Below are 20,952 nucleotides of genomic sequence, written 5' to 3'. Positions count from 1 at the left end.
ATCCGCCGTGAAAGCCGGTGGCACCTGCGTGGTTCACACGGAACTCTCAGCTGTTCATCGCCGTTCGCCACGCCTGGCCTTGCGATCGTGGCTACGGTGGGCATTGGTGGATCTATCGAAACGAGCGAGAGGGATCACCATGGCTGGAACATTCGATCCGAAAAAGGGCGGCAAATTCGAGCCGACGACCAAGGCCAAGCCGCCGCCACCCCCGCGGCCTGGGGGCAACAAGAAGTAACTAAGCGAAACTGCCCATGTGCGAGAGTTTTCGGCTCGCACATGGGCAGTTTCGTTTTGCGGATCAGCTACAGACCTGCACCAGCCGGAACGGCCCCGTGGCGCATACGGACGGCGGGCCATAGCCGCCGTAACCCCAACCGGCTCCATACGCGGGAGGCGGCGGAGGCGGGCCCCACGGGCCGGGGCCGTAACCCCACCCCGGGTGCTCAGCCCAGCCGACTCCCGATCCGGCCACCGGTGCGGGGGCAGCATTGGCGACACCTGAGCCGATACCGAGGACAGCCAGGCCCAGTGCGCCGGCCGCTGCGGCGCTGATGGCGATGGACTTCAACATCTTCCAAACCCCTCTGACTTGCGGAACCCAGACTGTGGATCGCCCCGTCGGTCCAGAGTCAGCGGAAGCGGTCGTTTCCGACTTCCATCAATTACGTTAGGCCCGCTTATTAAGTCAGGGCTGTGCAGACGCTTTGTATGTGTTGTCGTGCCGCAACTCAGCCAGGCGCCGCTTGGACGCCGCCGACTGAATGACCTGCGGCCACCAGAACCACCGGCCCAGCATCGCAGCGATCGCCGGGGTCATGAACGACCGCACGATGAGGGTGTCGAACAGCAGGCCGAGTGCGATGGTGGTGCCGACCTGTGCCATGACCTTGAGATCGCTGAATGCGAACGACGCCATGGTGAAGGCGAATACGAGACCCGCGGAGGTCACCACCGAACCGGTTCCCGCCATCGCCCGGATGATGCCGGTCTTCAGGCCACCGGGGAGTTCCTCCTTGAACCGCGACACCAGCAGCAGGTTGTAGTCGGAACCGACCGCCAGCAACAGGATGACCGACATCGCCAGCACCATCCAGTGCAGTTCCAGCCCGAGCAGGTGCTGCCAGACCAGCACGGACAATCCGAATGAAGCGCCGAGGGACAGCAGCACCGTACCGACGATCACCGCCGCCGCGACCACACTGCGCGTGATGAGCAGCATGATGATGAAAATCAGTGATACCGCGGCGATTCCGGCGATCAGCAGGTCATAGAACGATCCGTCCTTCATGTCCTTGTAGGTGGCCGCGGTGCCGGCCAGGTAGATCTTGGAACCTTCCAGCGGCGTGCCCTTGAGCGCTTCCTTGGCCGCCAGCTTGATCGGGTCCACATGGCTGACGCCCTCCGGCGTCGCAGGATCACCCTCGTGACTGATGATGAACCGCACCGACTTTCCGTCGGGCGAGATGAAGTTCTTCATGCCACGCTTGAAGTCCTTGTTGTCGAAGGCTTCCGGCGGAAGATAGAACGTGTCGTCATTGCGGGCCTCGTCGAAGGCCTTGCCCATCGCGGTCGAGTTCTCCTGCAGGGCGGCCATCTGATCCTGTTGGCCGGCCTGCGTCGACCGCTGTGTCAGCATCATCGTCTTCATGGACTTCATGGTCTCGATCTGCGGGGGCATCAATGCGACCAACTGCGGCATCAACGTGTCCAGCCGCTCCATGTCGGGCAGCAGTTTCTGAATGTCATCGGTCATGGTGTCGACGCCGTCAAGGGTGTCGAACATCGACCGGATCGACCAGCACAGCGGGATGTTGGAGCAGTGCGGCTCCCAGTAGAGGTAGTTGCGCAGGGGACGCAACCAATCGTCGAAATCCGCGATGTTGTCCCGCAATTCGGCGACATCGATGGTCATCGTCTTCATCTTCGTCACCATCGAGTGCGTGGTGTCGGCCATCTGCTGGGTCAGGCGCGACATCTCCTCCATCGTGTCGATGGTCTTCTGCATCTCATCGGCCTGAACCAGCATGTCGTCCATGCGGTCCTGCTGGTACTTCCGGTTCATCGTGTTGGTCGTGCCCTGCCGGCTGAGCAGGAACGGGATGCTCGTGTGCTCGATCGGGCGGCCGTTGGGCCGGGTGATCGCCTGCACCCGGGAGACGCCGGGCACCCGGACGATGCCCTTGGCGATCTTGTCGATGACCAGGAAGTCTGCGGGGTTTCGCAAATCGTGGTCGGTCTCGATCATCAGCAGTTCGGGGTTCATCCGGGCGGCGCTGAAATGCCTTTCGGCGGCGGCGTATCCGACATTGGCCGGCAGATCGGAGGGCAGGTATTTGCGGGCGTCGTAATTGGTCTTGTAGCCCGGCAGCGTGAGCAGACCGATGAGTGCCAGGCCCAGCGTCGCGGCCAGGATCGGGCCGGGCCACCGCACCACGGCGACGCCGACGCGACGCCAGCCCCGCGACCGGATGCTGCGCTTGGGCTCGAATCGCCCGAACCGGCTTCCGATCACAATGATCGCCGGGCCCATCGTCAGCGCGGCGACCACTGCGACGAACGTGCCGACCGCACACGGAACACCCATGGTCTGGAAGTACGGCAGGCGGGTGAAACTCAGACACAACATGGCGCCGGCAATGGTCATGCCGGACCCCAGGACAACGTGAGACGTACCGCGGAACATCGTGTAGTACGCGGTTTCCCGGTCCTCACCGGCGCCGCGGGCCTCTTGGTAGCGGCCGATGGCGAAGATCGCATAGTCGGTTCCCGCCGCGATCACCATCAGAGTCAGGAGGTTCACCGCGAAGGTCGACAGCCCGATCACCCCGGTGTGGGCCAGGAACGCCACGATGCCGCGGGCAGCGCCGAGTTCCATGAACACCATCAGCAGAACCAGGATCATGGTGGCGACAGACCTGAAGACGAGCACAAGCATCACGGCGATCACCACGAGCGTGATGGTGGTGACCTTGGCGATGCTCTTGTCACCGGCATGGTGTTGGTCGTTGATCAGCGGCGCGCCGCCGGTCACGTACACCTTGATGCCCGGCGGAGGCGACGACTGGTTGACGATCTCGCGCACCGCGGCCACCGACTCGTTGGCCAGCGTCTCGCCCTGGTTGCCGCGTAGATAGACCTGGACATAGGCCGACTTGCCGTCGTTGCTCTGCGCACCCGACGCCGTCAGGGGGTCGCCCCAGAAATCGGCCACATGCTGCACATGGGCGGTGTCGGCCTCGAGCTGGTCGACGACGCCGTCGTAGTAACGGTGGGCGTCGTCGCCCAGGGGCTGCTCACCCTCGAGCACCACCATGGCGTTGCTGTCGGAATCGAACTCCTGGAAGTCGCTGCCGATCTTTCGCATGGCGATCATCGCCGGCGCGTCTTTGGCGCTGAGCCCGACGGTGTTCTCCTCGCCGACCTTCTCAAGCGGTGGGATGAGAGTGTTCGTCAGGATGGTCAGCGCGACCCAGCCGAGCACGATGGGCACCGCCAGCACGCGGATGACCCGGGCGATGCCCGATCCGTTCTGCGCGCCGTTGCTGTGGCTGCTCATCGCGTGTGCTCCCGGGTGCGAAATCCCGCGCGTGTACGTGATGCTCTGGTCTGCACAACCCGCCCCTTCGATCAGGCCACTGTCGCCCGGGTGGGACAGGTCGCAAGCGATACACATTCGCAAACGCGCGTAATATACCTAGCCCGTCAAAGTGTTGGTGTCAATAATTACTTTGCGCGTCAACTGACAGCAATTTCACAGCTGGGGCGCGGCCGTCGTCGCGCGTTGCCGCGCCCGCTCCCACGGCCAGGTCATCAGCGCCCACACGACGAGGACTATCGCGACCTCGGCCAGCAGATACACCGGCCACGGGCCCAACACGTCCAGCAGCGACGCGGTGGGAGGTTTCCGGTTGAGATAGCCGTAGTTGGCTCCCGTGACCGCGTTGAACACGAGAGTGAATGCCGCCCATGCCAAGGTCGCGATGACCGCGAATCGGTAGTCCCGCCAGCGCGGACGCATCCCTCTCCCCCACGTGAGATAGATGGCTGCCAACACGACGAGCACGTGAAGCGTGAAGAACGTGACGAAGAGGTGGTGGGGAAAGTCGGGGGCGCCCTCCTTCGGCGTACCGATATCCGGGGTGATCAACGCCTGCGAGCTCAGGACGAGGCCCCAGTAATAGGTGAGGACGAAGGCCCAATGCCGTTGCGACCACAAGGCATACGCCGCCGCGAGTTCCGCGAGGTCACACAACTGCAGCGGCACCGAGGTGTCGATGGTGGGCTCGACCAGCTTGTAGGCCAGCGCCACGACGAATGCGGCGATGAGAAGGACCGCCAGGAGGCGGCTCAGAATGCGAGCCCGCGATTCGGTCTGCTGACGGCCGATCGCCACCAGAAGCACGGCGCCCGTTGCGAACACCGCCAGCACGACCCAGTGCGACGGGCCGTACGCCGAAAACTCGCGCTGTGCAGACAACACTTCGATCAACTCCCCCGTTTCGTCGCAGGGACCGTTATCCATGATCGCAGGCGAGGTGGGAAAGTTCATTAACCCGCCTCAGGACACGATCGAATCGCCCTATACTCCTGCCGAACCCTGCGGTTGGCGGGAGTAGAGAATGGTCAGGCGCGCGGCGGCAACGACTTTGTGGCAGTACTCCCAGGGCGCAGCTTTTCGCGGGCTGCTGCTGCAATTCGCTCTGCGGGTTCTTTTGGTGGCGTTCATCTTCTTCGCGTTGTTCCTGCAACCGCCCGAAACCTATCGCTGGCCCTACGGACTGCTCTGGATCGGCTACATAGCAACGATCGCCTGTTGGAGTTTCTGGGCGATGCGGCCGTCCAATCATGCCGGGATCGAGGCCCGACGTTCGGTTGCGCTGCTCATGTTGTGCGCGGATGTCGCTGTGGTGTCGGCACTTTCGGTGGAATCAGGCCTCAGCTCGCCGAGTACCTGGACCTCCGATGTGCTCCACTACGGACTGTTTCTGATCCCCCTGATCGCGGCGGCTCAGCTTGATCCCTTCGTGAGTGCGGTGATCGCCGTGCCCACGGTCGCCGCATACGTCGTCGTGCTCTGGGTAAACCAGGCCGCCAACGGAAACGAACCATGGGGTTCGATCCTCACGACAACAGGAGTGTTGTTCGGGTTGGCCGCGGGGTCGGTCGCGCTGTCGTGGATCCAGCAATCGAAAGAGCGAACGATCGCCCGGTTGGCCCAAGAACGTAGCCAACTGCTCGAAGAGATCGTCACCCTCGAAAAGCGCGAAAGACAAACCCTGTCCGAAAGACTGCACGATGGAGCGCTGCAGTACGTCCTGGCATCACGCCGGGAGATGGAAGAGGTGCGAGAGGGATCCGCGGAATCGATGGACCGCGTTGATCTGGCGCTCGGCGAGTGCTCCCGGCTGCTTCGCGACGTGGTCCGTGAACTGCACCCCGAGGTACTGGCACGAGCCGGGCTCAGGGCCGCGATCACCTCACTGGCCGACGGCATCGCGGCGCGCACCAACCTTGCCGTCCATGTGGACTTCGAGGGCTGGCCCGATGATTTGCGAACCGACGCTGATCACCTGCTCTACAGTGCCGCGCGCGAGTTTTCGACGAATGCGATCAAGCATGCCAAGGCCGACAACCTGTGGTTCACCCTGCAGTGGTCCGCCGGGCGAGCCACCTTGTCCGTCGCCGACGACGGCGTCGGCATTCAATCGGAGCGCCTCGCGCTGAGCGTCGAAACCGGTCACATCGGCTTTGCGTCGATTCGCGCCAAGGTGTTGGCCCTCGGCGGCGTACTGGACGTTCACGACACCCGCGGCACCGAGATCGCGATCTCCCTGCCGTCGCAGACTGCGAGCTGAAACAGCCCGCTCAGACCCAACCGATTCCGGTGGACGGGGAGGCGGGCGCTGGTGTCGACGGACCAGACCCCGGCGGTTGCAGGCCGCCGTACCCTGGCGTCTCCGGGCTGTACCCCGGTTGCGGGCCGTGCACGGAGGTGTTGGGGTCATACCCCGGCGCCGACCCGTAGCCCGGGTACTGGCTGGAGCCCGGCGTCTCCGGTCCGTACCCGTAATCCGGCAGTGCCGGCCCGTACCCGGGCACCGTCTGACCCGAGCCGGCCAGCAGCTTGGAGGCGGCGAAGGCCGCCGCCTGGGTGGTGTACACGGGGACGTAGCCCTCGGTGTGTCCACTCCATTCGTTGCCCTGGCCCTCGTGACAGATCGGATCCATGGGGTTACACAGGTCGATCGCCTTGGACCCGAACAGTGCGCTCTGGGTTGATATCGATTGCTTGGTGCGGGTGCCCACGTCACCGAAGGTGGTGATCGCCGCGACGTTGTCCGCGTATTGAGGCGGGAGCGAATCGCCCCAGGTGATGCCACCCAGCGGGTTGCCGGCCACGATGTTGATCACGCTCGCACCCTGCGAATAGCCGCCTAGGACGATCTTGGTGTCGGGGCACGAGGACAGCGTGGACTTGATGTGGGAAATCGCGTCCTTGGCGCCGTCACCGCCGTGCAGCTGCAGCTTGCTGGCCTTGTAGTTCACCCCATAGGAGGTGATGTTCATGCCGGCGGCCTGCTTACGCAGCGAATCGACGAAGGCATCGCCGACCCGGCCCATACCGGCCGGCTCATCGGTGCCGCGCGCGAAGACCACCTCGGCGTCAGCACAGTCGGCGGCAGCCGCTATCGGCGGCGCGGCGAGTCCTACGAGTGGGATACCAGAGGTGAGAAGTGCAGCAGCGCCAAGCCCGACCCAGCGACCACCTGACCGCGCACTGCCCGCCTGAGGGCAATGTATGCGGCAAGAGAACATTCCTCAACCTAACCCGTATCCAGGATGAATGAACATCCTTGCCGGGCGGACTCGCGGAGGCTCCGCGTCGACGACATGGTGACAACAAAGAAAACAGGCCAGGGATTAGATCCCTGGCCTGCATCTTCTCGGTGGAGCTGCCGGGAATTGAACCCGGGTCCTACGGCACTTCCTCGAGGCTTCTCCGTGCGCAGTTCGCTTTGCCTCTACTCGGATCTCTCAGTCACGCGAACAAGCCGAGATGACGATCCCAGTCGCTGTTTGATGTCCCCACGGATCCCGCGACCGAACCCGTGGGTGGGTCCCTCTAGCTGATGCCAGGGTCCGGGCCGAGGGCGCTCCCGGTCTGACAGACACGCAGTCGCTTAGGCAGCGAGTGCGTAGTCGCGCTGATTGGAATCGGCGCTTAATTGGTTGCAACGACGCTTACGGTGGTCTCTTGCCTGCACCGGCACGCTTCCCTTGATTCGATGCGCGAAGTCGAAACCGATCAGCCCCTCGCATCCCTGCCGAATCTCGGCAGGACAATCAATGGTACGTCACGCCCAACGGCCAACGCCAAGCCATTATTCCGCGGCATTCTCGTGTCGCTCGTGGGCGCCGGCCTCCGCTACATCCCGGACCGCGCCCCGATCCGCGGACGTCGCCAACAGTGCGTAGGCGCGCAGCGCCGCCGAGACGGGGCGATCACGATCGCGCGGCCGGTAACCACCGGACGCCTCCAGCTCGACGCGTCGACGCGCGAGTTCGTCGTCGGGCACATCCAAAGTCAAGGTGCGCGAAGGAATGTCGATCAGGATGCGGTCACCGTCGTGGACCAGGGCGATGGGACCGCCCGCTGCGGCTTCCGGCGAAATGTGCCCGATCGACAGTCCCGAGCTACCTCCCGAGAACCGGCCATCGGTGATGAGCGCGCACACCTTGCCCAGCCCCCTTCCCTTCAGAAACGAAGTCGGATAGAGCATTTCCTGCATCCCCGGCCCACCCCGGGGACCTTCGTAGCGGACCACCATCACGTCGCCCGCGGTCACTCTGCCCCCGAGGATGGCGTCGACCGCTTCCTCCTGGGACTCGACGACGACCGCGGGACCGTCGAAGATCAGCACGCCGGCGTCGACACCCGCCGTCTTGACCACTCCCCCGTTGGGGGCAAGGTTGCCGGTCAGGATCGCCAGGCCGCCATCAGGTGAATAGGCATGGGCGACATCACGAATGCACCCGTGCTCGGCATCGGCGTCCAGGCTCTCCCACCGTTCGGATTGTGAGAACGCGGTGGCACTGCGGTGTCCACCCGGTGCGGCGTGAAACAGCTCAAGGGCCTCCGCGGAGGCGTTGAGCCCGCGGATGTCCCATACATCGAGCCAATCATCCAGCGTCTTGGCGTGAATCGACTGCACGTCCTTGGCCAACAGCCCGGCGCGGTGCAACTCGCCCAGGATCGCGGGAATGCCGCCGGCCCGGTGCACATCCTCCATCAGGTACGCGCCGTTGGGAGCGACCTTGCACAGACACGGGACCCGGCGAGATATCTCGTCGATCTCGGTGATCGCGAAATCCAGCTCGGCTTCATACGCCGCGGCCATCAGATGGAGCACGGTGTTGGTGGACCCGCCCATCGCGACATCCATCGCCATGGCGTTCTCGAAAGCCGACCGCGACGCGATGGCACGCGGCAGGACCGAGACGTCACCCTCGCCGTAGTAGCGGGTCGTCAGGTCGATGACGGCGGCACCGGCCTTCTCGTACAACGCGCGCCGGGCCGTATGGGTGGCCAACACCGTGCCGTTGCCCGGCAAGGCCAGGCCCAGCGCCTCAACCAGACAGTTCATCGAGTTGGCGGTGAACATGCCCGAGCACGATCCGCATGTCGGGCAGGCCGCCTCCTCGATCCGGGCCAGGTCCTCGTCCGAGATCGTCGGATCGGCGGCGCCGGCCATGGGATCGATCAGGTGCAACCCGGTACGGACCCGGCCGTCCACCAGCGTCGCGCGGCCACCCTCCATCGGGCCACCGGAGACGAACACCGTCGGGATGTTCAGCCGCAGTGCGGCCATGAGCATGCCCGGAGTGATCTTGTCGCAGTTCGAGATACACACCAGCGCGTCGGCACGGTGCGCTTCGACCATGTACTCCACCGAGTCGGCGATGAGATCGCGCGACGGCAGCGAATACAGCATCCCGGAGTGCCCCATGGCGATGCCGTCATCGACGGCGATGGTGTTGAACTCGCGCGGGATTCCCCCGGCCTGCTGGATGGCCGCGGAGACGATCCGCCCGACCGGCTGCAGGTGCGTGTGCCCGGGCACGAACTCGGTGAAGCTGTTCGCCACCGCGACGATCGGCTTGCCGAAGTCCTCGCGGGCGACTCCGGCGGCACGCAGGAGGGCGCGGGCGCCGGCCATGTTGCGGCCGTGGGTGACAGTGCGGGAACGCAGCGGGATCATGGTTCCACTGTCGGTTCTGGGCCGCACCCTGGGAAGACGGCTTCAATACTAGTAGTGGCAGTACTAGTCTTGGACGATGCCCACCGACCCCGACCGACGAGCCGAGCTCGGCGCCTTCCTGCGGTCGAGCCGCGAACGCCTGATCCGCGTCGACTTCGGTCTGCCCGCCGGCGGGAGAGGACGAACGGTCGGATTGCGCCGCGAGGAGGTGGCATACCTGTCCGGCGTGAGCGTCACCTGGTACACGTGGCTGGAACAGGGCCGCGATATCAACCCCTCGCGCCAGGTGCTCGACGCAGTCAGTCGCGCACTGCGCCTCACGGTGGCCGAGCACCGTTACGTTCTCGGCCTGGCCGGGTTCGCGCCGGTGCCCGCACCGACCGCCGACGAGGTGACGACGGTGCCGTCCCACGTGCAACGGTTACTCGACGCGATCGGCGAAAACCCCGCCTATGCCCTGACCCCGGAGTGGGGTATCGCGGGCTGGAACGCCGCTTACGAGCGGCTCTACCCGAACGTGGCGACAAAGCCGGCCACCGAGCGCAACCTGCTGTGGGTCGTCTTCACCGACCCCTCCGTCCGTGTCCTGCTCGATGACTGGCAGGTCACCAGTCAGCGCTTTCTGGCCGAGTTCCGCGCCGGAATCGGTTCGCGCATGGGCGATCCCGCGCTCGTCGATCTGATCGCCCGGCTGGCGGACGCCAGTTCCGAGTTCCGCGCCGGTTGGGAACGACACGATATCCGTGGCTTCGAATCTCGCGAGCGCATCTTCCACCACCCGGAGTTGGGCACCGTCAGCTACGAACACCACCAACTGCGGCCAGCGGATCAGCCTGAGTTTCAGATCGTCATCTACACGCCACTGGAAGATCCTCAACCATCCTCGCCAGCGGACTGACGAGACCAGCCCGTAGTCGGGCGAGGGCGAGGCAAGCCCGCGGTGCCGCTAACTAGGACATGCCCTTGGCGCGGCGGCCCAACTCGCGGGTGATCTCCCGGTCGGCGTCGCGCTTGGCCAGGTCCTGGCGTTTGTCGTGGGCCTGCTTGCCGCGGGCCAGCGCCAGTTCGACCTTGACCTTGCCGTCGGAGAAGTACATCGACAACGGCACCAGCGTGAGGTTGCCGTCGCGGATCTTGCCGATCAGGTTGTCGATCTCCCTGCGGTGCAACAGCAGCTTGCGGTTGCGCCGCGGCGCGTGATTGGTCCAGGTGCCGTGGTGGTACTCGGCGATGTGCACGTTGCGCAGCCAGATCTCGCCGTCGTCGACGGTCGCGAACGCGTCGGCCAGTGATGCCTGGCCTTCGCGCAGGCTCTTGACCTCGGTGCCCATGAGAGCGATGCCCGCCTCATAGGTATCGAGAATCATGTAGTTGTGCCGCGCCTTGCGATTGCTGGCCACAATCTGCTTATTGCCGGCGGGGCTGGACTTCTTGGTCGCCACTAGTTCACGACTACCTTCGTATGTAGAGCCGCAGCGTCACGTAGGCGGTGATTCCGGACATCGCCAGGCCGAGGAACAGCATCCACGGTGCGCTGAAGTAGAGCACGTCAGCGTAGTCGACCCGGGCGATGAGATTCGACTGATAAAACTGGTCGAGCGCCTTCTCCAGGAACACCGCGCGCACCACGATCAGCCCCACGATCGCGATCACCACACCGATCAGGGCGGCGATCATCGCCTCCACCAGGAACGGCAGCTGGGTGTACCAGCGGGTTGCACCGACCAGACGCATGATGCCGATCTCGGTGCGCCGCGTGTAGGCGGCCACCTGGACCATGTTGGCGATCAGCAGCACCGCACCGACCGCCTGCACCAGCGCCACCGCGAACGCGACGCTACTGAGACCGTCGAGCACCGCGAACAAGCGGTCGATCAGGTCCTTCTGGTTGAGCACGTTGAGCACACCGGGCTGGCCCTGCATCGCCTTGTCGAACGCCTCGTGCTGCTCGGGGTCGTTGAGCTTGACGATGAACGACGCCGGGAACGCGTCCTTGCCCGCGACATCCTTGTACTGCGGGAACTTCTTGATCGCGTCGTCGTAGGCCTGCTCGCGATTGAGGAAACTCAGCGAGCGCACATCGTCGCGGTCGTCGATCATGCGGTACAGCGCCTTGCATGCTTCGGCGTCGCAGTTGGGGTCGTTGGCCGAGATGTCGTCGGTCAGGAACACCTGGCTCTCGACCCGGTCCAGGTAGATGTCACGGGACTGGTCGGCCAGGCGCACCACCAACAGACCGCCACCGAACAGCCCGATCGAGATTGCGGTGGTCAGGATCATCGCCACCGTCATCGTGACGTTGCGACGAAGCCCGGTCAGAACTTCATTGACAAGAAAGCCGAAGCGCACTTAGCGATCCATTCCGTAGACGCCGCGCTGCTCATCACGGATCAGCCGGCCGAGTTCGAGTTCGACGACCCGCTGACGCATGGAGTCGACGATGTGATGGTCATGGGTGGCCATCAGCACCGTGGTGCCGGTGCGATTGATCCGTTCCAGCAGATCCATGATGTCCTTGCTGGTCTCAGGATCCAAGTTTCCGGTGGGCTCGTCGGCGATCAGAACCAGAGGGCGGTTGACGAAGGCCCGCGCGATGGCGACGCGCTGCTGCTCGCCACCGGACAGTTCGCTCGGCAACCGGTTGGCCTTCCCGGACAGGCCGACCATCTCCAGCACGTCCGGGACCACCCGGTTGATCACCTCGCCGCGCTTGCCGATCACCTCAAGCGCGAACGCCACGTTCTCGAACACGGTCTTCTGCTGCAGCAGGCGGAAGTCCTGGAACACACAGCCGATGACCTGACGCAGGCTCGGGACGTGCCGCCCGGGCAGCTTGTTGACGTGGAACTTGGACACTCGGATGTCACCCGAGGTAGGCGTCTCGGCCGCCAGCAGCAGCCGCATGAACGTCGACTTGCCCGAACCCGACGGGCCGATCAGGAAAACGAACTCACCCTTGTCGATTTTCAACGAGACGTCATCGAGCGCTGGGCGCGCCGAAGACTTGTAGTGCTTCGTCACGTGGTCGAGGGTGATCATCACGGCACGCCAGTGTAGCGGGGCGACAGCATCCGGCAGGTCAGGCTATCGCGGCAATGTCGGTGCCACCGGCTCCAGGCCCGGTTGCTGCTGCTCGACCGTAGGGCTCGGGGCGGGCCCTGGGAACACCGGCAACGTGATCGGCGGAATCAGTCCAGGACCGTCCGGGTCGATCACCGTCGTCCTCGGAGCCCCCGGCGGCGGCGGCGTGGTGGGACTCGTCGGCGCGCCGGGCGTGGTGGTCTCGGTGGTCTCCGGGGTCTCGGTCGGCGTCGTGGTCGTCGGGACGGTGGTCTCGGTGGTCTCCGGCGTCACCGTCGGCGTCGTCGTGCGGGGAGTCTGCAGCTTGGTGCGCGGCACCCAGGTGTAGTCCGGGTCGGGCACGAACCCGGGCGGCACCACCTGGGTTTCAGGCGACTGCGGCGCGGCCGGCTTGGGCCGGTACTCCTGCTGCACCCACGACAGCGCGATGAACACGACGATCAGCACGACCGTCGAGGTGCGAATCCGACCGACACGGCTGTGCCAGAACCTGGTCACGGCCTCGGCCACCCGCGTGAAGTCCAGTTTCACTTCTTCGGCTCCTGGGCCGATGCCGCTGGTGTGACCGTCTCGGCGACCGCGGCCTGATTCATGAAGTCCCCCGCGGCCGCGACCGACGCTTCTGACGATGTCACCACGCCGGCCCGGCGCAGTGCACGCACCACCCGCACCCGCAGCCGTCTGCCCACGTCGAATTGTTTGCCGGGCAGGGTGCGCGCGACCATCCGCAAGTTGACTGTGTCGACCCCGATGCTCTCGACGCCCATCAGCTGCGGCTTGTCGAGCAGCAGCCTGGACAGCTCACGATCTTCGGTGGCCTTCTCCGCGACGTCGTTGAGCACGTCGTTGACCAGGTTGAGGTCGACGCTCACCGGTACCGGGATGTCGATGACCGCGCGTGCCCAGTCTTTGGACAGGTTCAGCGCCTTGACGATCTGCCCGTTGGGCACGGTGTACATCTCGCCTTCGGATGACCGCAGCTTCGTGACCCGCAGCGTGACGTCCTCGACCGTGCCCTCGGCCTCATTGGCGGCCGCGATCGTCAGCCTGACCAGGTCACCGAAGCCGTATTGCTTCTCGGTGATGATGAAGAAACCGGCGAGCAGGTCCTGCACGATGCGCTGCGCACCGAAACCGAGCGCGGCACCGAGCACCGCCGCCGGGGCGACCAGGGAGGCGATCGGTACCGCGAGGGCATCGGTGACTTCGACGAGCACGATGACGAACACAAACGCCACCGACACCCACGAGATCACCGAGGCGACCGCCTGCCGGTGCTTGGCGCTCTCCGAGCGCACCAGCGCATCGCTTTCCTGATACTCGGCGTCGATCCGGCGCACCACCCGTTGCGCGGCCCAGTTGATGAAGCGCGCAGCGAGCAGGCCACCGATGAGCAGCAGCGCGATCCGCAGCCCGGTGGTCAGGATCCAGACACCGATCTCGCCGTGCCAGAAATCGTGCCAGCGGTCGGCGAGGGACAGGGTCAGCAGCGTATTAGTCGTCGTCATCTTTCCGGTTGCGCCATCTGATCCCCGCTTCCAGGAATCCGTCGATGTCTCCGTCCAGCACCGTGGCCGGGTTGCCGACCTCGTACTCGGTGCGCAGGTCCTTCACCATCTGATAGGGGTGCAACACGTAGGACCGCATCTGGTTGCCCCACGAACTGCCACCGTCGCCCTTGAGCGCATCCATTTCGGCGCGCTCCTCCAGACGCTTGCGTTCCAGGAGCCGGGCCTGCAGAACCCGCATCGCCGCGACCTTGTTCTGCAGCTGCGACTTCTCGTTCTGGCAGGTCACCACGATCCCGGTGGGGATATGGGTGAGGCGCACGGCGGAGTCGGTGGTGTTCACCGACTGCCCGCCGGGACCACTGGAGCGGTACACGTCGACGCGCAGGTCCCCTTCGGGGATCTCGATGTGGTCGGTGGTTTCCACCACCGGGAGCACCTCGACATCGGCGAACGACGTCTGCCGGCGGCTCTGGTTGTCGAACGGGCTGATGCGTACCAGCCGGTGGGTGCCCTGCTCGACCGAGAGGGTGCCGTAGGCGAACGGGGCGTGCACGGCGAAGGTCGTGCTCTTGATCCCGGCTTCCTCGGCGTAGGACGTGTCGAACACCTCGACCGGGTAGTCGTGCTTCTCGGCCCACCGGATGTACATCCGCATCAGCATCTCGGCCCAGTCCGCGGCGTCGACGCCACCGGCGCCGGAACGGATCGTGACGACGGCCTCGCGCTCGTCGTACTCACCCGACAGCAGGGTGCGGACCTCGAGGGTCTCGATCTCCTCGCGAAGCTTGGCGAGCTCGGCATCGGCCTCGGCCAGCTCGTCCTCACCGCCCTCCTCGGCCGCGAGTTCGAACAGCACCGGCAGGTCATCGACGCGCTGACGCAACTCCTGCACCCGGCGCAGTTCACTCTGCGTATGCGAGAGCTCACTGGTGACTTTCTGCGCCCGGGACTGGTCGTCCCAGAGCTTCGGGTCGGAGGCCTGCTGCTCGAGCATGTCGATCCGCTGGCGCAGGCCATCGATGTCGAGCACCCGCTCCACGGTGGTGAGGGTGGTGTCGAGTGCGGCTACGGCGGCTTGGCGGTCTGGATCCACGAATGTTCAGGGTACCCGGCGGCATTTCGGCGGCAGTTCTCTCCGACTCGCGGCAGCGCAGACGATCTGTGTTTAGCATCGGGTGGTACCCGGTCCAGCACGCCAAGGGCCGGGTAGTAACGGCTTTTCCGGCTCGTAAGAAGGCAGGGTATGCGCCCATATCACGTAGCGATCGTCGGCTCCGGCCCCTCGGGTTTCTTTGCTGCTGCATCGCTGCTGAAGTTCGCCGATTTGCCCGACTCGGATCGCGACGTGCGAGTCGACATGCTCGAGATGCTGCCGACCCCGTGGGGGTTGGTGCGTTCGGGAGTGGCGCCGGACCACCCCAAGATCAAGTCGATCAGCGCGCAGTTCGACAAGACCGCGGCCGATCCCCGGTTCCGGTTCTTCGGCAACATCAAGGTCGGCGAGCACATCACCCCGGCCGAGCTGGCGCAGCGCTATGACTCCGTGGTCTATGCCATCGGTGCGCAATCCGACCGGGCGCTGCACATCCCCGGGGAAGAGTTGCCCGGCAGCGTGGCCGCGGTCGACTTCGTCGGCTGGTACAACGCCCATCCCCATTTCGACGGCATGGCACCCAATCTGGCGGGCGGACGTGCGGTCGTCGTCGGCAACGGCAACGTCGCCCTTGACGTGGCCCGCATCCTGGTCAGCGACCCACAGGCCCTGGCCAACACCGACATCGCCGACCACGCGCTGGCCTCACTGGACACCCGCGGGGTGGAAGAGGTGGTTGTGATCGGGCGCCGCGGACCGTTGCAGGCGACGTTCACCACGCTGGAACTCCGTGAACTCGGCGACCTTGAGGGTTTGGGCGACGTCGACGTCATCCTCGATCCGGCGGATTTCGACGGCATCACCGACGAAGATCTCGAGGCGGCCGGCAAGACCGTCAAACAGAACATCAGGGTGCTCCGCAAGTACGTCGATGAGCAACCCCGCGAAGCCAAGCGGCGCATCGTATTCCGCTTCTGCACCTCCCCCATCGAGTTGCGCGGCGAGGATCGTGTCGAGTCGATTGTGCTGGGCCGCAACGAACTTGTCCGCGACGCGGACGGGCGCATGGTGGCCCAGGACACCGGCGAGCGCGAAGAGTTGCCCGTCGAGCTGGTGGTGCGGGCGGTCGGCTACCGGGGCGTGCCGACACCGGGACTGCCGTTCGACGAACGCTCCGGCACCATTCCGCACACCGGCGGACGCATCGACGGCAGCCGCAACGAATACGTGGTGGGCTGGATCAAGCGGGGACCATCCGGCGTGATCGGCAGCAACAAGAAAGACTCACAGGACACCGTCAACACCCTGCTGGAAGACCTTCGGGCCGGCGGAGTCGACGAGCGTGGGTCCGAGTACGGCCGCGAACTGGCCGAGTGGCTGCTGGAACACCAGCCCGCCCTCGTCACCGGCGAGCACTGGCAGCTGATCGACGCGCATGAGCGCGCCGCCGGGGAACCACTGGGCCGCCCCCGGGTGAAGCTGGCCAGTGTGGCCGAGCTGCTCCGGGTCGCGCACGCCTGATCAGGCGTGCGGCGGCTCCGGCGGCCCGTCCGCCGCGAAGGCCCACTTGTCCGGGTTGCTCGGCGAGTAGACGACCGGGAACAGCGCGCCCATGGTCGGCCAGTTGTCGACATCGACCGCCATGCGCTGGTACACGACGTGCTCGGTGACGGTCGGCCCGGTGATGACGCCGGTGATCGTGACGTACTGCTCCCCCGTCACGTCCGGACGCGGGCTGACCCCGGTCACCAGCAACGTGCCGTGCGCCAGTTCACCGCGAATTCCCCGGCGCCGCATGATTCGTGGCGCCAGCAGCAACACGAGCGCGCCGACAAGCAAGAGGAGTATGCCGAATTCCCACACGAGGCCCATGGTAGGACTGCAGCCATGAGTTCCGTCGCAGATGACATGGCACTGGCCCTCGAACTGGCCGACCAGGCCGACGCACTGACCATGGATCGCTTCGGCGCCCTGGATTTGCACATCGAGACCAAACCCGATCTCACCCCCGTCACCGATGCGGACCGAGGCGCCGAGGAAGCGCTGCGCGCCTCGCTGGCCGCGGCCCGCCCGGAAGACACGGTGTTCGGCGAAGAGTTCGGGGGCACAACGACATTGACCGGCCGCCAGTGGGTGATCGACCCGATCGACGGAACCAAGAACTTCGTCCGCGGCGTCCCGGTGTGGTGCACGTTGATCGCGTTGCTCGAAGACGGCGTCCCGACCATCGGCGTGGTGAGCGCGCCGGCCCTGGCGCGGCGTTGGTGGGCCGGACTCGGCCAGGGCGCGTTCGGCTCGTTCGCCGGGGCAACTCGGAAATTGTCGGTGTCGGGGGTCACGGACCTCGCGTCGGCCAGCCTGTCGTACTCGGATCTGACGACCGGGTGGGAGCACCGTCGCGACCGCTTCGTCGAACTGACCGACGCGGTGTGGCGGGTGCGCGCCTACGGCGACTTCTGGTCGTACTGCATGGTCGCCGAGGGCGCGGTAGACATCGCCTGCGAGCCCGAGGTGAAGCTGTGGGACATCGCTCCCCTGGACATTCTCATCCGTGAGGCCGGCGGCACATTCACCAGCATCGACGGCGCCACGGGCCCGCACGGAGGCAGCGCGCTGGCCACCAACGGGCCGCTGCATGCAGCGGTGTTGAACAGGCTCGCCGGCAACTGAGCTCACGGCCGGAGGACAGGCCGGCCACGTACGCAGCCATTGGCGAGCGTCCGGTGGGCATCAGCGAGCAAAGCTCGAATACGACGCCTTCCTGGCGAACCACCCCAGCCGTCAACTACTCCACCGGATCAGCGACGAGTGGGTCGCGCTGATCCTGGCGACGCTCGGTGGCGACGGCCCGCGCCCCGGAGTCGGCGGCGCGGGCGAACCGCGTCCGATGCACTGTCCCGGCGCCACGCCGGAGTCAGCCGGAAGATGCTCACCCAGCCGCTGCGATCTCTCGAAGGCGACGGGTTGCCCACCCGGACGGTGACCCCGACCGTGCCGGTCACGGTCACCTATGAGCTCACTGACCTGGGCCTTTCGCTGCACCATCCGATGGTCGGGATCACGTCGTGGGCCGAGGCCCACATAGACGTGGTGTGCGCAGACCGCGAGCGGCACGACCGCCTTTCGGCAGCGGAACCCTGATCCCCCGACGGTGTGAAGTTGGTAACAGATGCCATACCTTACTCTAGAGTAAGATACGGTCAGATGCGTCGCCCCGACCAGCAGAGGCAGCTGACATGACCAACACCCTGCCGTCCAAGAACGGCACCCCCTCCCGTCCCTCCAGCTCCGGCCAGCAAAGCGCGGTCGGGCTGCACAAGCACAAACGGACCGCGACCGACATCGGGTTGGCGCTGATCACGCCCATCGTCGGTCAGGAATTCCTGGACCGTTACGGCCTGCGCGATTCGCTCAATCGCGGTATCAAATACGGTGTCAAACACGGCTTTTCGGCTGCAGGTGCGGTCACCCGGCAATTCCAGCGGGTTCAGGGCCTGGGCAAGGCACCGACCCGGCTGAAGTCCAGCGGGGCCGACTACTTCGATCTGACCCCCGACGAAGACCAGCAGATGATCGTCGAGACGGTCTCCGAATTCGCCGCGGAGATCCTGCGCCCCGCCGCGCATGACGCCGACGAAGCCGCCGCCTACCCCGCGGATCTGATCGCCAAGGCCGCTGAACTGGGCATCACCGCCGTCAACGTGCCCGAGGACTTCGACGGCATCGCCGAACACCGCAGCACGGTGACCAATGCACTCGTCGCAGAGGCACTGGCCTACGGCGATATGGGTCTGGCCCTGCCGATCCTGGCTCCCGGTGGCGTCGCCTCGGCACTGACCCACTGGGGCAGCGCCGACCAGCAGGCCACCTATCTCAAGGACTTCGCCGGCGAGAACGTGCCGCAAGCCTGCGTGGCGATCGCCGAGCCGCACGCCCTGTTCGACCCCACCGCGCTCAAGACCACCGCGGTGCGCACCCCCAGCGGCTACCGCCTCTCCGGCGTCAAGTCGCTGGTGCCGGCCGCCGCCGATGCCGAATTGTTCATCGTGGCAGCACAATTGAACGGCAAGCCGGCGTTGTTCATCGTCGCAGCCTCATCGGCCGGGCTTACCGTCAAGGCCGACCCGAGCATGGGCATCCGTGCCGCCGCCCTCGGCCAGATCGAACTCGACAACGTGGCGGTGCCGCTCGGCAACCTCCTCGGCGAGGACGGGGCCACCGATCAGGACTACTCCGAAGCGATCGCGCTGTCCCGGCTGGGCTGGGCCGCGCTGGCCGTCGGCACCTCGCACGCGGTGCTCGACTACGTCATCCCCTACATCAAGGAACGCACCGCGTTCGGCGAGCCGATCGCCCATCGTCAGTCGGTGGCGTTCATGGCCGCCAACATCGCCATCGAGCTCGACGGCCTGCGGCTGATCACCTGGCGCGGCGCCGCTCGCGCCGAGCAGGGTCTGCCGTTCGCCCGCGAGGCCGCCCTCGCGCGCAAGCTCGGCACCGACAAGGGCATGCAGATCGGCCTGGACGGCGTGCAGCTGCTGGGCGGTCACGGTTACACCAAGGAGCACCCGGTCGAGCGCTGGTACCGCGATCTGCGGGCCATCGGCGTCGCCGAGGGTGTCGTCGTTATCTAGCCCGGTGTCATTCCTTTTCTGAGCTGAAAGACTAATCATGGCAATCAATCTGGAAATGCCCCGCAAGCTGCAGGCGGTCATCGAGAAGGGCCACCAGGGCGCCGCCGAGATGCTTCGCCCGATCTCGCGCAAGTACGACCTCGCCGAGCACGCCTACCCGGTCGAGCTGGATACGCTGGCCACGCTGTTCGAAGGCATCTCGGAAGCCAAGACGATCTCGTTCGCCGGCGCCGAGGCGTTCCGCGACGACGCCAACACCAAGGGCGACAAGGTCACGGTCAACGGCGCCAACATGTCCGCACTCGTCAACGCACTCGAGGTCAGCTGGGGCGATGTCGCCCTGCTGCTGTCAGTGCCGCGTCAGGGCCTGGGCAACGCCGCCATCTCCTCGGTGGCAACCCCCGAGCAGCTCGAGCGCCTCGGCAAGGACGTGTGGGCGGCCATGGCCATCACCGAGCCCGGCTTCGGCTCGGACTCGGCGGCGGTGACCACCACCGCGGCGCTCGACGGCGACGACTACGTGATCAACGGCGAGAAGATCTTCGTCACCGCGGGTTCGCGTGCCACCCACATCGTGGTGTGGGCGACGCTCGACAAGTCGCTGGGCCGGGCGGCGATCAAGTCGTTCATCGTGCCGCGCGAACATCCCGGCGTGACCGTCGAACGCCTGGAGCACAAGCTGGGCATCAAGGCGTCCGACACCGCGGTGATCCGCTTCGAGAACGCCCGCATCCCCAAGGACAACCTGCTGGGTGATCCGGAGATCCACGTGGAGAAGGGTTTTGCCGGGGTCATGGAGACCTTCGACAACACCCGGCCGATCGTGGCGGCCATGGCGGTCGGCATCGCCCGAGCCGCGCTGGAGGACCTGCGCGCGATCCTCACCGATGCGGGCATCGAGATCTCCTACGACAAGCCGGCCCATGCGCAGAGCGCCCCCGCGGCGGAGTTCCTGCGGATGGAGGCCGACTGGGAGGCCGGGTACCTGTTGACCGTCCGCTCCGCATGGCAGGCCGACAACAGCATCCCCAACTCCAAAGAAGCCTCGATGGGTAAGGCCAAGGCCGCCCGGGTGGCCAGCGACATCACCCTCAAGGCCGTCGAAATGGCCGGTACCACCGGCTATTCCGAACAGACCCTGCTGGAGAAGTGGGCCCGCGACTCCAAGATCCTCGACATCTTCGAAGGCACGCAGCAGATCCAGCAGCTGGTGGTCGCCCGCCGCCTGCTGGGGCTGTCCTCGGCCGAACTGAAGTAGCCCTTTTTTCTGCACGAGCAGACGCGAGAACCCCCCAAAACCATGGTTTTGGGCCGATCCGGCGCTTGCTCGCGAGGTAGCGCGGCGCGCGCAAGCCGGGGCCTATGCCGGC

18 protein-coding genes, 1 other RNA gene and 1 pseudogene are annotated in these 20,952 nt (G+C 65.6%); 7 read left to right on the top strand and 13 right to left on the bottom strand.

Translation table 11 applies throughout. The features are described 5' to 3' along the window. Window positions 1-301 precede the first annotated feature (301 nt). The 3 genes from ACWEFV_RS29770 to ACWEFV_RS29760 all read right to left on the bottom strand — a co-directional run bounded on the left by ACWEFV_RS29770 (window position 302) and on the right by ACWEFV_RS29760 (window position 4,525). Window positions 302-574 (bottom strand): hypothetical protein, encoded by a 273-nt coding sequence (locus ACWEFV_RS29770; RefSeq protein WP_135453394.1) that lies wholly within the window; start codon window positions 572-574, stop codon window positions 302-304. 114 nt (window positions 575-688) lie between these two features. Further along, window positions 689-3,559 carry an MMPL/RND family transporter gene (locus tag ACWEFV_RS29765; RefSeq protein WP_450072822.1) on the bottom strand — a complete coding sequence of 957 codons (2,871 nt, stop codon included), beginning with the start codon at window positions 3,557-3,559 and terminating at the stop codon, window positions 689-691. A gap of 195 nt (window positions 3,560-3,754) precedes the next feature. After that, entirely contained in the window at window positions 3,755-4,525 is a 771-nt protein-coding gene (locus ACWEFV_RS29760; RefSeq protein ID WP_450072821.1) for a YwaF family protein, read from the bottom strand. 97 nt (window positions 4,526-4,622) lie between these two features. Between ACWEFV_RS29760 and ACWEFV_RS29755 the strand changes: the two genes are divergently transcribed. Next, entirely contained in the window at window positions 4,623-5,858 is a 1,236-nt protein-coding gene (locus ACWEFV_RS29755) for a sensor histidine kinase (protein ID WP_450072820.1), read from the top strand. 10 nt (window positions 5,859-5,868) lie between these two features. Here ACWEFV_RS29755 and ACWEFV_RS29750 read toward each other — a convergent pair whose 3' ends face one another. The 3 genes from ACWEFV_RS29750 to ilvD all read right to left on the bottom strand — a co-directional run bounded on the left by ACWEFV_RS29750 (window position 5,869) and on the right by ilvD (window position 9,263). Beyond that, window positions 5,869-6,819, bottom strand: a complete 951-nt coding sequence (locus ACWEFV_RS29750) for a cutinase family protein (RefSeq protein ID WP_450072819.1) — start codon at window positions 6,817-6,819, stop codon at window positions 5,869-5,871. Between the two features lie 129 nt (window positions 6,820-6,948). Continuing rightward, window positions 6,949-7,317: a transfer-messenger RNA gene (gene ssrA, locus ACWEFV_RS29745) on the bottom strand. 68 nt (window positions 7,318-7,385) lie between these two features. After that, on the bottom strand, window positions 7,386-9,263 hold the full coding sequence (ilvD, locus tag ACWEFV_RS29740; RefSeq protein WP_450072818.1) for a dihydroxy-acid dehydratase: 1,878 nt from the start codon (window positions 9,261-9,263) through the stop codon (window positions 7,386-7,388). 76 nt (window positions 9,264-9,339) lie between these two features. Here ilvD and ACWEFV_RS29735 point away from each other — a divergent pair, with 76 nt between their 5' ends. Further along, on the top strand, window positions 9,340-10,161 hold the full coding sequence (locus tag ACWEFV_RS29735; RefSeq protein ID WP_450072817.1) for a helix-turn-helix transcriptional regulator: 822 nt from the start codon (window positions 9,340-9,342) through the stop codon (window positions 10,159-10,161). Between the two features lie 52 nt (window positions 10,162-10,213). On the opposite strand, the gene smpB is transcribed toward ACWEFV_RS29735, so the two are convergent. Genes smpB through prfB form a run of 6 tightly spaced genes read right to left on the bottom strand, consistent with a single transcriptional unit; the run spans window position 10,214 to window position 14,948 of the window. Continuing rightward, window positions 10,214-10,705 (bottom strand): SsrA-binding protein SmpB, encoded by a 492-nt coding sequence (gene smpB, locus ACWEFV_RS29730; RefSeq protein WP_036439802.1) that lies wholly within the window; start codon window positions 10,703-10,705, stop codon window positions 10,214-10,216. A gap of 10 nt (window positions 10,706-10,715) precedes the next feature. Further along, a complete protein-coding gene (ftsX, locus tag ACWEFV_RS29725; RefSeq protein WP_135453382.1) occupies window positions 10,716-11,612 on the bottom strand; it encodes a permease-like cell division protein FtsX in 897 nt (298 codons plus the stop codon). Then, window positions 11,613-12,302 carry a cell division ATP-binding protein FtsE gene (gene ftsE / locus ACWEFV_RS29720; protein WP_044517000.1) on the bottom strand — a complete coding sequence of 230 codons (690 nt, stop codon included), beginning with the start codon at window positions 12,300-12,302 and terminating at the stop codon, window positions 11,613-11,615. A gap of 45 nt (window positions 12,303-12,347) precedes the next feature. Next, on the bottom strand, window positions 12,348-12,875 hold the full coding sequence (locus ACWEFV_RS29715) for a hypothetical protein (RefSeq protein ID WP_450072816.1): 528 nt from the start codon (window positions 12,873-12,875) through the stop codon (window positions 12,348-12,350). After that, entirely contained in the window at window positions 12,872-13,852 is a 981-nt protein-coding gene (locus ACWEFV_RS29710) for a mechanosensitive ion channel family protein (RefSeq protein ID WP_135453380.1), read from the bottom strand. Before ACWEFV_RS29710 ends, ACWEFV_RS29715 begins: the two co-directional genes overlap by 4 nt. Then, entirely contained in the window at window positions 13,839-14,948 is a 1,110-nt protein-coding gene (gene prfB, locus ACWEFV_RS29705; protein WP_450072815.1) for a peptide chain release factor 2, read from the bottom strand. The genes ACWEFV_RS29710 and prfB overlap by 14 nt, the downstream gene beginning before the upstream one ends. A gap of 150 nt (window positions 14,949-15,098) precedes the next feature. Here prfB and ACWEFV_RS29700 point away from each other — a divergent pair, with 150 nt between their 5' ends. After that, window positions 15,099-16,469, top strand: a complete 1,371-nt coding sequence (locus ACWEFV_RS29700; RefSeq protein ID WP_450072814.1) for an FAD-dependent oxidoreductase — start codon at window positions 15,099-15,101, stop codon at window positions 16,467-16,469. Here ACWEFV_RS29700 and ACWEFV_RS29695 read toward each other — a convergent pair whose 3' ends face one another. Continuing rightward, window positions 16,470-16,811: a hypothetical protein gene (locus ACWEFV_RS29695; RefSeq protein ID WP_450072813.1), complete on the bottom strand. Its 342-nt coding sequence runs from the start codon at window positions 16,809-16,811 to the stop codon at window positions 16,470-16,472. It lies immediately after the preceding gene. Window positions 16,812-16,835: 24 nt separating this feature from the next. Between ACWEFV_RS29695 and hisN the strand changes: the two genes are divergently transcribed. The 4 genes and pseudogenes from hisN to ACWEFV_RS29675 all read left to right on the top strand — a co-directional run bounded on the left by hisN (window position 16,836) and on the right by ACWEFV_RS29675 (window position 20,840). After that, window positions 16,836-17,618 (top strand): histidinol-phosphatase, encoded by a 783-nt coding sequence (hisN, locus tag ACWEFV_RS29690; RefSeq protein ID WP_450072812.1) that lies wholly within the window; start codon window positions 16,836-16,838, stop codon window positions 17,616-17,618. 91 nt (window positions 17,619-17,709) lie between these two features. Continuing rightward, window positions 17,710-18,089, top strand: a pseudogene (locus ACWEFV_RS29685) (winged helix-turn-helix transcriptional regulator). 95 nt (window positions 18,090-18,184) lie between these two features. Then, window positions 18,185-19,582, top strand: coding sequence for an acyl-CoA dehydrogenase family protein (locus ACWEFV_RS29680; protein WP_450072811.1), 1,398 nt, complete (start codon window positions 18,185-18,187; stop codon window positions 19,580-19,582). Window positions 19,583-19,619: 37 nt separating this feature from the next. After that, complete coding sequence (locus tag ACWEFV_RS29675; RefSeq protein ID WP_450072810.1) at window positions 19,620-20,840, top strand: acyl-CoA dehydrogenase family protein; 1,221 nt, start codon at window positions 19,620-19,622, stop codon at window positions 20,838-20,840. Window positions 20,841-20,952 lie beyond the last annotated feature (112 nt).

This window comes from Mycobacterium sp. NPDC004974, from assembly GCF_053600815.1.
This window is presented reverse-complemented; position numbering and strand designations above follow the sequence as displayed.

Excerpts from the sequence above, each read along its gene's own strand:
- ACWEFV_RS29770 (WP_135453394.1), bottom strand. The coding sequence starts at position 574 with ATGTTGAAGTCCATCGCCATCAGCGCCGCAGCGGCCGGCGCACTGGGC.
- ACWEFV_RS29765 (WP_450072822.1), bottom strand. The coding sequence starts at position 3,559 with ATGAGCAGCCACAGCAACGGCGCGCAGAACGGATCGGGCATCGCCCGG.
- ACWEFV_RS29760 (WP_450072821.1), bottom strand. The coding sequence starts at position 4,525 with ATGGATAACGGTCCCTGCGACGAAACGGGGGAGTTGATCGAAGTGTTG.
- ACWEFV_RS29755 (WP_450072820.1), top strand. The coding sequence starts at position 4,623 with ATGGTCAGGCGCGCGGCGGCAACGACTTTGTGGCAGTACTCCCAGGGC.
- ACWEFV_RS29750 (WP_450072819.1), bottom strand. The coding sequence starts at position 6,819 with ATGTTCTCTTGCCGCATACATTGCCCTCAGGCGGGCAGTGCGCGGTCA.
- ilvD (WP_450072818.1), bottom strand. The coding sequence starts at position 9,263 with ATGATCCCGCTGCGTTCCCGCACTGTCACCCACGGCCGCAACATGGCC.
- ACWEFV_RS29735 (WP_450072817.1), top strand. The coding sequence starts at position 9,340 with ATGCCCACCGACCCCGACCGACGAGCCGAGCTCGGCGCCTTCCTGCGG.
- ftsE (WP_044517000.1), bottom strand. The coding sequence starts at position 12,302 with ATGATCACCCTCGACCACGTGACGAAGCACTACAAGTCTTCGGCGCGC.
- ACWEFV_RS29710 (WP_135453380.1), bottom strand. The coding sequence starts at position 13,852 with ATGACGACGACTAATACGCTGCTGACCCTGTCCCTCGCCGACCGCTGG.
- ACWEFV_RS29700 (WP_450072814.1), top strand. The coding sequence starts at position 15,099 with ATGCGCCCATATCACGTAGCGATCGTCGGCTCCGGCCCCTCGGGTTTC.
- hisN (WP_450072812.1), top strand. The coding sequence starts at position 16,836 with ATGAGTTCCGTCGCAGATGACATGGCACTGGCCCTCGAACTGGCCGAC.
- ACWEFV_RS29680 (WP_450072811.1), top strand. The coding sequence starts at position 18,185 with ATGACCAACACCCTGCCGTCCAAGAACGGCACCCCCTCCCGTCCCTCC.
- ACWEFV_RS29675 (WP_450072810.1), top strand. The coding sequence starts at position 19,620 with ATGGCAATCAATCTGGAAATGCCCCGCAAGCTGCAGGCGGTCATCGAG.